The organism is Pseudoalteromonas sp. 68 DY56-GL68 (assembly GCF_041414825.1).
Taxonomy (GTDB): domain Bacteria; phylum Pseudomonadota; class Gammaproteobacteria; order Enterobacterales; family Alteromonadaceae; genus Pseudoalteromonas.
Genome location: NZ_JAOCZL010000018.1, coordinates 2,665 through 17,056, shown reverse-complemented (window position 1 = coordinate 17,056; position 14,392 = coordinate 2,665). Strand labels below are relative to the sequence as shown.

General features: G+C 40.6%; 12 protein-coding genes and 3 tRNA genes. 12 read left to right on the top strand and 3 right to left on the bottom strand.

What is annotated here, in order from left to right:
- The first annotated feature begins 38 nt into the window (after positions 1-38).
- From NYF15_RS08545 to NYF15_RS08530, 4 genes are all read left to right on the top strand, one after another.
- Positions 39-857, top strand: a complete 819-nt coding sequence (locus NYF15_RS08545; RefSeq protein WP_371353329.1) for an ABC transporter permease — start codon at positions 39-41, stop codon at positions 855-857.
- The gene (locus NYF15_RS08540) at positions 854-1,762 is read left to right on the top strand and encodes an ABC transporter ATP-binding protein (protein WP_371353328.1); all 909 of its coding nucleotides are present in this window, start codon (positions 854-856) and stop codon (positions 1,760-1,762) included. The genes NYF15_RS08545 and NYF15_RS08540 overlap by 4 nt, the downstream gene beginning before the upstream one ends.
- Positions 1,763-1,764: 2 nt before the next feature.
- Complete coding sequence (locus NYF15_RS08535; protein WP_062570769.1) at positions 1,765-2,139, top strand: PH domain-containing protein; 375 nt, start codon at positions 1,765-1,767, stop codon at positions 2,137-2,139.
- A 218-nt stretch (positions 2,140-2,357) separates the two neighbouring features.
- Positions 2,358-3,152: a putative porin gene (locus tag NYF15_RS08530; RefSeq protein ID WP_062570770.1), complete on the top strand. Its 795-nt coding sequence runs from the start codon at positions 2,358-2,360 to the stop codon at positions 3,150-3,152.
- Between the two features lie 57 nt (positions 3,153-3,209).
- Here the strand turns inward: NYF15_RS08530 and NYF15_RS08525 are convergent, their stop codons facing one another.
- Positions 3,210-5,060: a M2 family metallopeptidase gene (locus NYF15_RS08525; protein ID WP_371353327.1), complete on the bottom strand. Its 1,851-nt coding sequence runs from the start codon at positions 5,058-5,060 to the stop codon at positions 3,210-3,212.
- Between the two features lie 168 nt (positions 5,061-5,228).
- Here NYF15_RS08525 and NYF15_RS08520 point away from each other — a divergent pair, with 168 nt between their 5' ends.
- Positions 5,229-7,508, top strand: coding sequence for an acyl-CoA dehydrogenase (locus NYF15_RS08520; RefSeq protein ID WP_371353326.1), 2,280 nt, complete (start codon positions 5,229-5,231; stop codon positions 7,506-7,508).
- Positions 7,509-7,554: 46 nt separating this feature from the next.
- Here NYF15_RS08520 and NYF15_RS08515 read toward each other — a convergent pair whose 3' ends face one another.
- Together NYF15_RS08515 and cysK are read right to left on the bottom strand one after the other, a co-directional pair.
- Positions 7,555-7,995: a hypothetical protein gene (locus NYF15_RS08515; protein ID WP_371353325.1), complete on the bottom strand. Its 441-nt coding sequence runs from the start codon at positions 7,993-7,995 to the stop codon at positions 7,555-7,557.
- Between the two features lie 148 nt (positions 7,996-8,143).
- The gene (gene cysK, locus NYF15_RS08510) at positions 8,144-9,112 is read right to left on the bottom strand and encodes a cysteine synthase A (RefSeq protein WP_237119340.1); all 969 of its coding nucleotides are present in this window, start codon (positions 9,110-9,112) and stop codon (positions 8,144-8,146) included.
- 410 nt (positions 9,113-9,522) lie between these two features.
- Between cysK and NYF15_RS08505 the strand changes: the two genes are divergently transcribed.
- The 7 genes from NYF15_RS08505 to NYF15_RS08475 all read left to right on the top strand — a co-directional run bounded on the left by NYF15_RS08505 (position 9,523) and on the right by NYF15_RS08475 (position 14,273).
- Positions 9,523-10,674 (top strand): dicarboxylate/amino acid:cation symporter, encoded by a 1,152-nt coding sequence (locus NYF15_RS08505; protein WP_130151449.1) that lies wholly within the window; start codon positions 9,523-9,525, stop codon positions 10,672-10,674.
- 107 nt (positions 10,675-10,781) lie between these two features.
- Positions 10,782-11,432: a UvrY/SirA/GacA family response regulator transcription factor gene (gene uvrY / locus NYF15_RS08500; protein WP_062570775.1), complete on the top strand. Its 651-nt coding sequence runs from the start codon at positions 10,782-10,784 to the stop codon at positions 11,430-11,432.
- An 8-nt stretch (positions 11,433-11,440) separates the two neighbouring features.
- A complete protein-coding gene (uvrC, locus tag NYF15_RS08495) occupies positions 11,441-13,264 on the top strand; it encodes an excinuclease ABC subunit UvrC (protein ID WP_371353324.1) in 1,824 nt (607 codons plus the stop codon).
- A gap of 41 nt (positions 13,265-13,305) precedes the next feature.
- Complete coding sequence (gene pgsA, locus NYF15_RS08490; RefSeq protein ID WP_062570777.1) at positions 13,306-13,851, top strand: CDP-diacylglycerol--glycerol-3-phosphate 3-phosphatidyltransferase; 546 nt, start codon at positions 13,306-13,308, stop codon at positions 13,849-13,851.
- A gap of 139 nt (positions 13,852-13,990) precedes the next feature.
- Positions 13,991-14,066 (top strand) — tRNA-Gly (locus NYF15_RS08485).
- A gap of 12 nt (positions 14,067-14,078) precedes the next feature.
- Positions 14,079-14,152: transfer RNA gene (locus tag NYF15_RS08480), tRNA-Cys, on the top strand.
- Between the two features lie 34 nt (positions 14,153-14,186).
- Positions 14,187-14,273 (top strand) — tRNA-Leu (locus tag NYF15_RS08475).
- The last annotated feature ends 119 nt before the right edge of the window (positions 14,274-14,392 follow it).

Sequence of the window (14,392 nt, the reverse complement as noted above, 5' to 3'; positions counted from 1 at the left end):
AGTGTAATTCTAATAATAATATTCATTAAGGATTGTGAGTGACGCAGTTACACCCTAAACGTCTTGCGCAAATTGCTCAATTTGAACTTGTACGACTATTTTTGACCAAACGTGGTTTGCTAGCGGTTGCTGCATTCGCCATTTGTTGGTTACTTATTTTACGCTATCCCATAGCTGAATCTGTGAATTTGATTAGCTCTGCTGAGTTTGCTGACTTTGCTAGGCAGGCGTTTGGTGCTATTGGTATCAGTCGGTTGCTCGATTGGCCTGAATCAGAGCTAGCGATGTACTGGCTAATCGCTTTATATAGCTTCCCTTGCTTTTGCTTGTTTTTATGTAGCGACCAAACTGTGGGAGATCGTCAGCGTGGTACGCTACGCTTTTTGTCACTACGGGCAACTCGTTCAGAGATTATAATTGGCCGCTTTTTAGGGCAATTATTAATCTTAGCAGCATTGTTATTTGTTACTCTGATGGCAACGCTTGCTATGTTGACGTATCGTGAGCCAAGTTTATTTCTTTCTGGTTTTTCAAGAAGCCTGACACTATTGGTGTTTCTGCTAATTACTGTAATGCCGTTTATTGCTTTAATGAGTTTTCTAAATACGTTTGCGCGCTCATCTCGTCTTGCATTTGTATTAGCTATTTTATTTTTTGCTGGCGGCAACATTATTATTGGTTTGCTTACTTGGCAGCTGCCTTTACTTGAAGTTCTATATTATTTATTTCCTGGCTACCAAATCGATGTAGTCGCGGGACAAAGAGCAGGCATGATGTTAGGGGTCGGTTTACCTGTTTTACAAACAGTTGTGCTGCTTGTGGTGGGTGAACGAATTTTTGCAAGGAGCCCACTATGACAGTATTAATTCAGGCACAAGGTTTATCAAAAAACTATGGAGCTAAGCGAGCGCTTGATAATGTCAGCTTTGAAATAAATAAAGGAGCGCCAGTTGCACTCGTTGGCCCTAATGGTGCTGGTAAAACAACCTTATTTAGTTTGTTATGCGGTTATATTTTACCAAGTTCCGGGCAGTTATCAGTGTTGGGCCAGACCCCAGGTAGTGCGGCTTTATTTGGTAAGCTTACGGCATTACCACAAGATGCACAGCTTGATCCGCGTTTTAGTATTGCGCATCAATTAAATTTTTATGGTCAACTGCAAGGTTTAAGTGGCGCGGTTCGTAAAAAAGAAACAGCACGTGTTCTGGAACTTGTTGGTTTATCTGAAGTGGCTAAACAGCGCCCAGATGATCTTTCTCACGGGATGCGTAAGCGAGTCACAATTGCGCAAGCACTAATAGGTGAACCTGAAATTGTAATGCTTGATGAGGCAACTGCAGGTCTTGACCCTATCCACGCGCGTGAGGTTCGTGAGCTTGTGAGCTCTTTAAGCAATGAAGCCACATTTATTTTAAGCTCCCATGATCTAACCGAACTTGAGCGTTTATGTTCGCAAGTATTACACCTAGATAAAGGGGTATTGAGTGAGCATCAAGCGCGTTCTAGCACACAAGATAATAAGCATTATATAACACTACAATTGAATCAACTTTATGATGATGTAGAAGCTAAGCTTGCAAGTCTTGCCCATGTACATCATGTTTATATGAGCCAAGCAAAAGAATATGTCATTGAATTTGAACAGACAGCCGAACCATTTGATATCAATCTATTACAGTTTTGTTATCAACAAGGTTGGCAGTATCGTCAACTAGTGAATGGTCACACACTCGAAAACCAAATTTTTCATAAGGAGAGTTAGTTATGGGTTTACTAAGTGGATTAATGGGTAATGCCAGCGAAGTCGATAATGATGATCTAGAAGAATTACTTGCCAACACGCTTATAGCGGGTGAAACAGTGCAAAAGGCCTATAAGGTGATCCGTGATATGTTTATCTTTACCAATAAAAGATTGATTATTATTGATAAACAAGGTGTTACGGGGTCTAAAGTGGAAATGCTAAGTATTGCTTACTCAAAAATTACTAAATTTAGTAAAGAAAGCGCGGGGCATTTTGATTTAGATGCAGAGCTGAAAATTTGGGTAGGGTCAGATCCTACTCCGATCAGCAAAGACTTCAAAGCAGGTGATAACATTAATGAGGTTTATAGAATAATTAGCGAATTTTCATTATAACACCATGAAAATAAAGTGATTTATAATATAGTTGGTGTTGAATTGAAAATTCGGGCCAACTTTTTCTTTACATTTACCGACAATTTATTACAATTAGTTGATTAAAAACAAGGAGTTAGTTAAGTTCCCGTTCAGTTTTCTCGCGTTAGCATGTGCCCAACTTAGCCATTTGGCTAGTTTTGTAGCAATTAAAACAATGTTTATAGGGAAATCTGTTTATGAAAAAGTTAGCAGTTATTATTTCGAGTATGCTTCTTTCAACTGCCGCGACTGCTGCGGACAGTTATCAATCAATCAGCCACTTAGGGTATACGGACACCGATGGCAATGACACAGTAAGTGTTGATTCAATTTATTACTTCGCACCAAAGAACACTATGGGTCCTTACGACCAGTTTGAGTACATCAACAAAACGACTAACGTTTATGGTGCTTATTCAGACGATGATTTTGGTGATGTATTAGGCTTAGGTGGTGAGTACTTCGTAGAAGATTTTGTATTCGGCGCTGGCTACAATAACTATGACTCTGATTTTGGTTCAAGCACAGATGTATTTAACGTTTCTGCTGGTTACTTCTTCAATCCAAACTTATTATTAAAAGCGACTTTCGTTGACGTTGAAGACGGTGACAACTCAGTGATGTTTGATCTTAAGTATAACCATCAGTTAAACAGCACTGATTATATTGGTTTTACTTTAACTGCTGATGATGAGTTTGATTACCGCGCAGTAAATGCTAAATACTTCGTAGATCTTCAACAAGGTAACTACCTTACAGTTGAAGGTACAATCTCTGATACAGATGATAATGGTAGCTCATGGGAGTTAGGTTCTAACTACTATTTCTCTAAAGCAACGTCAGTATTTGTAACGTTTAACAAAGAAGATGATTACAGCTTTGGTGCTCAACACTTCTTCAATAAAAACGTTGGCTTAAAAGCGGGTTACGGTAACAACTGGGATGACTCAGATTACGATGCATACTTTGCTAACGTAAGCTTACAGTTCTAATCATTAATTTGATTGTAAAAAAGCCCGCATCATGCGGGCTTTTTAGTTTTTAGTATTTTACCATCCGCACTGACGGTCTTTATTTTGCTCATCAAGGTATTTTTGTAATGGCGCAAAGTAATCTAAGATTGCTGTTGCATCCATCTCTTCTTTCCCCGTTATTGTAGCAAGGGCTTCTTGCCATGGGCGACTTGAACCCATTTCTAACATCGCATTCAGCTTTTCACCAGCCTCTTTTGAGTTATACACTGAACAGCGATGAATCGCTTCTTTGTTACCAGCAATTTCACATAAACTTCTGTGGAAGTCGAATTGTAAAATATGCGCTAAGAAATAACGCGTGTAAGGGGTGTTACCCGGTACGTGATACTTAGCACCTGGATCGAAGTCTGCTTCGCTTCGTGCGATAGGCGCTTGAACACCTTGATATTTTTCACGTAGATCCCACCATGCTTTGTTGTAATTTTCGGGTGTTACTTCACCTGAGAACACTTTCCAGCGCCATTGGTCAACTAATAAGCCAAATGGGATAAAAGCAACTTTATCCAGTGCCATTTTCATTAATAGACCGATATCTTTTGATTCATCAGGCACTTCGTTTAATAAACCAATCTCTTTTAAGTAGTCAGGTGTAACAGACAGCGCAATAGTGTCACCAATGGCTTCATGGAAACCATCGTTCGCACTTTCTTGATAATAAGTTGGTTGCGTGTTGTAGGCGCGCTGGTAGAAGTTATGACCTAACTCGTGGTGAATAACAGAGAACTCCTCACCGGTACGCTGAATACACATCTTGATACGCAGGTCATCTTTGCTATCTATATTCCATGCTGAAGCGTGACACTGTACGTCACGATCTTGTGGTTTAGTGAATAGTGAGCGTTCATAGAAAGTGTCAGGTAATGGCGCAAAGCCCATTGAAGTAAAGAACTTCTCGGCGCCACGCACCATTTTCAGTTCGTCGTAATCATGCTTTGCTAATAACTCTGTTACGTCGTAGCCAGGATCTGCATTTTCCGGCGCAACTACATCGTAAATATTCCCCCATGTTTGTGCCCACATATTACCTAAAAGGTGCGCAGGAATTGGTTGGTCTTGAGGAACTTTATCTTCGCCATACTTCTCACCGAGCTTGGCACGAACATGACAATGTAATGAATCATAAAGCGGTTTAACTTGACCCCAGATACGGTCAAGTTCTTTTGCAAAATCATCCGCTGGCATATCGTATTTACTACGCCACATCGCGCCAGTATCCGCATAGCCAAGCTCTTTAGCACCTTCGTTAGTAAGCGCAACTTGTTGTTCATAAAGTGGGCGCATTGGTTTGGAAACTTGGCGCCAACCTTGCCATAAATCCAGTAGCTCATTGTAGTCGCGGCTTGTTGCCATTTTAGCGGTCATCTCGCCAAGGCTTAAGCAGCTACCACCTTCTTTACAGTACTTACCTTTACCATAAATACCTCCTAGTTCAGCAACTAACTGTGAGAGTTTTGCTGTTTTTTCAGCATCCTGTGGGGCAGGCAAAGTTAGCGCTAATTTTAGCTTATCTAGCTTACGACGCGCATCGTAATCCAGTTCTAAGCTATCGAATTTTGCAGCTTCATTAGCAAGACGAACAACAGCTTCGGTCATCTTACGATTAACCTCAGCAGATAACTCTGCAGTATCGTGCGTGATGAAGTTGGCATAAATCCACTCAGCGCGACTAGCCTCTAAATAAAGCGCACTTAACTCTTTTTCTGTATCGGCGATAAATTTAGCAGCATCTTGCGGCGTCACCTGACTTTTTTTGACTTCAGCCGTAGCTGTTTTGGTATTTGTAGCGTCATCATTACAGCCTGAAAGTGCAAGTGCACTGGCCACCATGAGAGCACTCACACTGAGTTTAAATGGAGTCTTTTTCATAACGTTCCCTAGAAGTTTATTGTTATTTATTGCCCCTGCATAATAGCAGCGTCTTGATAAACAACAAACTATGTAGATGAGAACAATTTACGAGACATGGCTTACGTTGTATTTATTACACGATCAGTCATACTTGAAGACAGTTAATTTAAATAAAAGGATTGCATAATGACGACCGTAATCATTCTGTTACTGGTTGCTGTGATTGTGATTTTTGCTGTAAAAGATATTCGCATTAATCTGATCACTCGACCTACGTTTAGTATGTTTAAAAAAGTATTACCCCCCTTATCACAGACAGAACGTGAAGCCATGGAAGCGGGTGACGTGTGGTGGGATGGTGAGCTATTTAGTGGCAACCCTGACTGGCAGAAACTACATAGTTTTCCTAAACCTGAACTCAGTGATAAAGAGCGCGCATTTATGAGTAAGCAGGTTGAGACGTTGCTTGCTATGCTTGACGATTATCAAATTGTTCAAAAAGATAAAGACCTACCAAAAGAAGTCTGGGAATATTTAAAGAAAGAAGGTTTTTTTGCGTTAATCATTCCTGAAGAGTTTGGTGGCCGTGAATTTTCAGCCATTGCTAATTCGACCATCGTATCAAAAATTGCAACCAAAAGTTTAACGGCAGCTGTAACCGTGATGGTACCAAACAGTTTAGGCCCAGGTGAGCTACTGCTTCATTACGGAACTAAAGAGCAACAAGAGCGCTGGTTGCCAAGCTTAGCTAAAGGTGATGATGTGCCTTGTTTTGCGTTAACTGGTCCAGAGGCAGGGTCGGATGCCGGTAGTATTCCCGATACTGGCGTTGTTTGCATGGGCATGCATAATGGTGAAGAAGTAATCGGTTTAAAGCTTAATTGGTCAAAACGCTACATTACCCTTGCACCGATAGCTACAGTGCTTGGTCTTGCATTTAAAATGTACGATCCTGATGGTCTGATGGGCGATAAAAAAGAGTTAGGTATTACTTGTGCGCTTATTCCGACTGATCACGAAGGTGTGCAAACGGGTGAGCGTCATTATCCTCTCAATATGGCATTTATGAATGGCACAACCTATGGTAAAGATGTCTTTATTCCACTTGATTGGATCATTGGTGGCGAAAAGGGGGCTGGTCGAGGTTGGCGCATGTTGGTTGAGTGCTTAAGTGCAGGTCGTGGTATTTCGCTGCCGGCACTCAGCACTGCAACAGGCCACCTTGCATCACGTATGACATCGGCGTATGCGACCGTAAGGCAACAATTCGGTGTATCGATTGGGCAATTCGAAGGCGTGCAAGAAGCGCTTGCGCGTATCGGTGGTTTAACATACACCCTTGAATCTGCAAGGTTAATGACCGCTGGTGCCATAGACTTAAAACTGAGTCCATCAGTCGTGACTGCCATTGCTAAATACCATATGACAGAAATGGGTCGCACTGTAATGAACGATGCCATGGATATTCATTCAGGCAAGGGTATTCAAGTAGGTCCTAATAACTATCTTGCTCATGGTTACATGGGGATCCCTGTATCGATCACCGTCGAAGGGGCAAATATTCTTACTCGTAATTTGATGATTTTTGGTCAAGGTGCGACTCGTTGCCACCCATTTGTTTTAAAAGAAATGGAAGCCGCTGCAATGGAAGATCATGACCTTGCACTGAAAGAGTTTGATTCATTACTGCTACAGCATATTTTGTTTGCAACAAGCAATGCGGGTATGGCTTTTGTACATGGTTTAACACGCAGTTACTTTGCTAAATCTCCAGTGTGTGGAGTGACAAGTCATTATTACAAACAGTTGAGCCGAATGAGTCGAGGCTTAGCATTTTGTACTGATGTTGCTATGCTGGTATTAGGTGGCGAGTTAAAACGCAAAGAGATGATATCGGCGCGTTTAGGCGATGTACTGAGCCACTTATATCTCGCCTCATGTGTTCTGAAGCGCTACGAAGATGAAGGGCGTCAACAAGCCGATTTACCGTTTGTTCAATATGCTGTAGAACATTCGCTTTATAGTATTGGCCAAGCATTTGATGGCTTTTTCAAAAACTTTTCGAACCCGATTGTTAACTTTTTACTGAAACGTATCGTTTTCCCATTAGGTAACCATTACCATCGCCCAAGTGATGAGCTAGCACAAACTATGTGTGAGCACATGAGTAACCCCGGTGTATTTAGGGATAGATTGACCCATTTATGCTATGTCGATGATAAAGCGGGAACTGGTGTAATGGAAAATGCGTTCTTAGCTATGATAGATACGCAGGAAGACTTTAAGCAATTACGAAAATGGCAAAAAGAAGGCTCGATTTCCCGTAATCTAGAGCTTGAGGATGCTATCGTCGAAGCTGCTGAGAAAAACTTAATTAATGCAACAGTCGCTGAGCGTATGAGTGAAGCAAATGCGCTACGTAAGCAAGCAATCGCTGTGGATAATTTCGCGCCTGGCGAACTTTAATGCGTTCATTAAAAAGCCTTGCTTAGCAAGGCTTTTTTGTCTTCACTTATCTAGCAAAAGGGTCGGGGTTAATTTTTTCAATATACCAATCACCTTTCTTACGTATCATTTTAACGCTACGCATATCATCAATTTTTTTGCCATTGAAGTAGCCAGTGAAAATAAGGTTGATATTGGCTTTATCACCGTACTGCTCTCGCAAACTCATATTCGTCATGTCGACTTCGATCACGACTTCATCGTACTGCATATTAACCAAATTACGGGCAAACTGGTTAGCGGTACCATAAGATTGCATAATCCGCGCCATTTTTGGCGTTGCATATTGGGTCGCTAAGTTTAAATCTTGTTTATTATATAAAGCGTCAAAGAAGAGTGTCGCCGTTACTCCTGGAGTATTTTTTTCACCTTTCGGAGCATCTTCAGGCCCGCATCCGAGCAGTAGAACACTGCTTAGTAGGGCACAAATAAAAAGTATTTTTTTCATTGTTCATGGTTTAGAAAATATAATTTGCCTTTAGTGTGTGACTAAATAACTTTCTTGTAAAGGAGGTTAGGTGTTTTAGGTTGGTTTATTTTTATTTTATAATAAAAAAGGATGCAATATGCATCCTTTTTTATCTTAATTAAGCTGTTTATTGAACAAGCTCTTTGTCACTGAATTCTTCAGCAAATAATGGGCTTGATAAATAACGCTCTGTCGCACTTGGTAAAATTACCACAATATTCTTACCTGCATTTTCAGGTTTTTCTGCAAGTCGTTTTGCCGCAACAACTGCTGCACCAGATGAAATACCTACCAAGATACCTTCATTTTTCATTAACTCATGCGCCATTGCAATCGCATCTTCATTTGATACTTGCTCAGCAGCATCAACAACTTCTAGGTCTAAGTTACCTGGGATAAAGCCTGCACCGATACCTTGAATTTTATGAGGACCAGGTTTGATTTCTTCACCTGCTAAAGTTTGGCTAATAACAGGTGAGTTTGTTGGCTCAACAGCAACAGATTGAACATTTAAACCTTTTTCTAGTTTAAGGTAGCGGCTTACACCTGTAATAGTACCGCCCGTGCCGACACCTGCTACGAAAATGTCGATTTTACCATCCATTGCTTCGTAGATTTCAGGACCCGTTGTTTCAAAGTGAATTTTCGGGTTAGCTGGGTTTTCGAATTGTTGTAAAAGAATGTATTTTTCAGGCTCACTCGCTTGAATTTCTTTTGCTTTTTCAATAGCACCATTCATGCCTTTAGCGCCATCTGTTAAGACTAAGTTGGCGCCCAATGCTTTTAATAGTTTACGACGTTCTAAGCTCATCGTATTGGGCATGGTCAGTGTCAATTTATAACCACGCGAAGCAGCAACAAAGGCAAGAGCAATACCTGTATTACCAGATGTCGGTTCGATTAACTCTTTTTCTTTCGTTAAAACACCTGACTTTTCTGCTTCCCAGATCATTGAAGCGCCAATGCGGCATTTAACACTGAAGCTTGGGTTACGTGATTCTACTTTAGCGAAAACATTACCTGAGGTAACGCGATTAAGCTTTACAATTGGCGTATTGCCAATCGTTAATGAATTATCTTCAAAAATGTTAGACATAGTGTTCCCTTGGAAGCAATTTATCAATCGTGATCAAATAGCTTAGGCTACCGATCTGTAATAGTCACACTTTACTTTGCCAAATAAAAAACGAAAGTAAAGTTTGGCTATAACATATAGCGAATAGGCTTATAGCTTTTAGGAATAAGCCAAAAATCATCAGAGCTGCCACATAGTCGGGGGAGTTTTTACCCTTAAAGAATTAAGAGAGTGATTAGTTCGGCTTCTTCAAATAGGCAATCACTTGGCATGTATTTAATTCAACAATTATAACTGAGATCAATTTTCAAATTAGATTCTTGCCAGTTGTGATGGTAAATTGCGCAATCAAACGTAAATTTGGCTGTTTTATAACAAAAGTAAATCAAAACGTGGTAAAAGATTACCACCTAAAAATTGAAGTGATCGTTATGAATTTAATTCTAAAGTTAATTGCTGGCATTGTTGCTGGTATCTTAGTGGGACTATATGTGCCATTAACAGGTGTTGAACTCCTTTATACAGTAAAAGAAATAATAGGTCAGTTGATTACCTTTACGATACCGTTGATCATTTTATTCTTTATTGCATCAGGTATTGCAGGCTTACCAAAGGGCTCAGGTCACTTGCTTGGTAAAACAGTAGGGTTTGCTTATGGCTCGACTATTATTGCGGGCACACTTGCTTTCTTACTAGTTAGTACGATTATTCCGTTGTTTGACGGTGGCTTAACCTACGAAGCTGAAATTGCGACTGAAGTAGGAAGCTTTATTGATTTAGAAATTCCTCCTCTTATGGGGGTTATGACAGCCTTGGCTACAGCATTTGTGTTTGGTATTGGCATGAGTCAACTGCAACTTGATACATTAAAAAAAGTGTCAGACCAAGGACGCGATGTAATTGACGGCTTGTTAGCAAAAGTTATTATCCCTGCGCTTCCTTTTTATATTGCAGGTGTTTTTGCTGAAATGACCGTTGCAGGCACAGTCGTTGATACACTGCAAACGTTTGGTATTGTCTTACTTGCTGCACTGATTATGCACTGGTTATGGTTAACAGTTTTATATGTTAGTACGGGTCTTTTATTAAAACGTAATCCAATAGAACTTGTAAAAAATATGCTTCCAGCTTATTTTACTGCTTTAGGGACAATGTCGAGTGCTGCAACGATCCCTGTTTCATTACGTGCGAGCAAAGCAAATAATGTAAAAGAAGATGTTGCAAACTTTACTGTACCATTGTGTGCAACCATCCATTTATCAGGCTCAACTATTACGATAGTTACTTGCGCATTAGCTGTTATGTTTTTGTCACCGAATATGGATGTGCCATCATTATTCGGCATGTTGCCATTTATTATGATGTTAGGTGTCGTCATGATTGCAGCACCAGGTGCACCTGGTGGTGCAGTGATGTCAGCATTGGGGCTTTTAACCAGTATGCTTGGCTTCAATGAAGGCGCTGTTGCATTAATGATTGCACTATATTTAGCGCAAGATAGCTTTGGTACTGCTTGTAATGTTACAGGCGATGGTATTATTGCATTGTGGGTTGATCGCTTTAGCGAGAAAGCTTCGTCATAAAATTAATTTGCGAGGCGATATTTGATTTATCGTTTCGCTGTTTCTGTGCTAATGTGGCACATTAAATTGTGCGAAAGCATATATTTGGGTTATTCGAGGGTGTTCCATTGATTAATGTACTTTTAGTTGATGACCATGAACTTGTACGGACAGGGATCAGACGTATACTTGATGATGTTCGTGGTTTTAAAGTGGTTGGTGAAGCTAAAACCGGTGAAGAAGCAGTACAATTTTGCCGTCAAAATTCACCTGATATAGTGTTAATGGACATGAATATGCCAGGTATAGGCGGGTTAGAAGCAACGAAGAAAATCTGTCGTTATTGCCCAGACGTAAAAATAATCGTACTTACTGTGCATTGCGAAGACCCATTCCCTAGTAAAGTGATGCAGATTGGTGCTCATGGTTACCTAACCAAAGGGGCAGGTTCAGATGAAATGGTTAACGCGATTCGTGCTGTAAATGCTGGGCAAAGGTATATCGCACCAGAAATAGCACAGCAAATTGCACTTGCACAGGTTAGTGGTCGAACAGATGAAAATCCGTTTCAGAGTTTATCTGAGCGTGAGTTACAGATTATGTTAATGATTACTAAAGGTGAAAAAGCGCAAGATATCGCTGACCGTCTTAACCTCAGTTCAAAAACAGTGAATAGTTATCGCTACCGCATGTTTGAAAAGCTTAATGTGGGTGGTGATGTAGAGCTAACTCATTTAGCGATTCGCCATAAAATGATCGATATTGATAGTTCGCATTAATTTGCTCAATGTCTGATTTCGATTCTGCCCGCTTTCTTAAAACATTATCAAGCGAACCTGGTGTTTACAGGATGCTTGATAATGAAGGGCAAGTAATTTACGTAGGGAAGGCTAAAAGCCTAAAAAAGCGTGTTAGCAGTTATTTCCGCAGTAATGTTACTGATAGTAAAACCCGTGTCTTAGTAAGTAATATTTGTGGTATTGAAGTCACTCTAACTAATACCGAAACCGAAGCTCTATTACTTGAAAATAATCTAATAAAAAAATATCAGCCTCGCTACAATATTTTACTGCGAGATGATAAATCATATCCGTATATTTTACTGACTGATCATAAACATCCACGCTTAGCTTTTCACCGCGGTAGTCGCAAAATTAAAGGTGAATATTTTGGGCCTTTTCCCAGTGCAGGTGCCGTATCCGAAAGCTTGCGGTTAATGCAAAAGACCTTCCCTGTTCGACAATGTGAAGATGCTTATTATCGAGCTAGAAGTCGTCCTTGCCTTCAATACCAATTGAAGCGTTGTTCTGCACCCTGTGTTAATAAAGTTTCTGATGAAGAATACAAGCAAGAAGTTGATTTTGTTCGTAAATTTTTATTGGGTAAATCACATGAAGTCATTGCTGACTTGATTGCTAAGATGGAGCAAGCCAGTAAAGAGCTGAAATTTGAATTAGCTGCAAAAGTGCGCGATCAAATAATGCTACTTAGGAAAATGCAGGAACAACAATCTATTTCAGGTAATCATGCTGAAATGGACGTTGTGGGCTTTGCTCATCTGAATGGTTTAAATGCAGTTCACTTATTAATGATCCGCGACCATAAAGTGCTGGGCAGTAAAACCTACTTTCCAAAAGTGCCAAAGGATTCAGGACAAGAAGAAATTTTGACTTCTTTCTTAGGCCAGTATTATTTAGCGCCTGGTGCAACAGGGCGTATTGCCAAAGAAATTATATTACCGTTTAGTATTGAAGAGGGTGAGCCTTTAAGTGAGGCACTTACCGCTATTTCAGAGCGTAAAGTGAGCTTAAAAGTTGCCAATCGAGGTGAGCGGGCACAGTATCTAAAGCTAGCTAACAAAAATGCATTAAATAGCATCAGTGTAAAACAAAGTACCCAAGACTCAATTAATAAACGCTATGCGCAATTAAAAGAAACGTTACGCCTTGACGATATTAATCGCATGGAATGTTTTGACATCAGTCATACAATGGGTGAGAACACGGTTGCAAGTTGTGTTGTGTTTGATTCGCAAGGGCCCAATAATAAAGAGTATCGCCGTTTTAATGTAACGGGGATTACTGGTGGAGATGACTATGCCGCCATGGAGTTTGCATTAAATAAGCGCTACAACAAAGTAGTCGACGAAGAAAAAATACCCGATGTTATTTTCATCGATGGTGGTAAAGGTCAACTGTCTCGTGCTGAACAGTATTTTGAAACGTGGCCGCACAATAAAATGCCTCTGTTAGTGGGTGTTGCTAAAGGGACTAGCCGAAAACCAGGGTTAGAAACTTTACTCATAGATGGAGGACGCAAAACAATTCCACTTGATTCAGATGCGCCGGCTCTTCATTTAATTCAACATATTCGTGATGAATCACACCGTTTTGCTATTGCAGGTCACCGTAATAAAAGACAAAAACAGCGAACTCAATCACTACTCGAAGAGATTTCTGGGGTAGGGCAAAAGCGTCGTCAATCAATTTTAAAATATTTAGGGGGCATGCAAGGGGTAAAAGCTGCTAATATAGAACAATTAAAACAAGTTCCTGGGATCAGCCCTGAAATGGCTGAGAAGATATTTAATCATTTGCATGACAAGGCGTAGCCTTCATGCGAATATAGAAAAAAAGACATCTCCAAGTAGTTATGTGGAATATTCCAAACACACTCACAACCTTTAGACTTTTTCTAATCCCTATTTTTTTGGTGATTTTTTATTTGCCATTCTCATGGGCGTTTTTCGCAGCGGCATTTGTATTCTGGCTTGCGTCAATCACTGATATTCTTGATGGCTACTTAGCTCGTCGACTTGATCAGTCAACACCTTTTGGTGCTTTCTTAGATCCTGTCGCCGATAAAGTAATGGTTTGCGCAGCACTTGTAGCGCTTTCTAGTCACTATCAGAGCTTATATATGACAATACCTGCACTTGTTATTATTAGTCGTGAAATTGTTATTTCTGCGCTACGTGAATGGATGGCCGAGCAGGGCAAACGCGACAATGTGGCCGTATCAAATATGGGCAAATTCAAGACCGCCGCACAAATGCTAGCGATTATTGGCTTAATTTGGCAATTTGACACTTGGATGATCTACTTAAGTTATGGGCTTTTATATATCGCGACACTGTTAACGCTCAGTTCTATGTTGCAATATTTGATGGCTGCGTGGTCTGAGTTGACCAAAAATTGATCCTAAACGTCTAATTACACACCGTTTTAGATAAAAAATAAGCAAACAGTTCAAAACTAGCATTTTTTATATTGACGCGTTTAATAATCTCTGTAGAATGCGTCCGTGTTGAGAGGGCATAGCCCCCAAGATAAAGAAAGCGGCACTAGCTCAGTTGGTAGAGCGCAACCTTGCCAAGGTTGAGGTCACGAGTTCGAGCCTCGTGTGCCGCTCCAATTATCTAGCTTGGCGGAATGGCAGAGTGGCCATGCAGCGGATTGCAAATCCGTCTACCTCGGTTCGACTCCGGGTTCCGCCTCCATTCAACACTCCACACGCTCTAAGAGCAACCCGATGCCCGGGTGGTGGAATTGGTAGACACAAGGGATTTAAAATCCCTCGTTCGTAAGGACGTGCCGGTTCAAGTCCGGCCCCGGGCACCATTTGTGGTTAACTGCAACACCAAGTGTAGTTTTAAAACTTTTAGATTTAACCTTAGAGTTAATATGATGCGGCACTAGCTCAGTTGGTAGAGCGCAACCTTGCCAAGGTTGAGGTCACG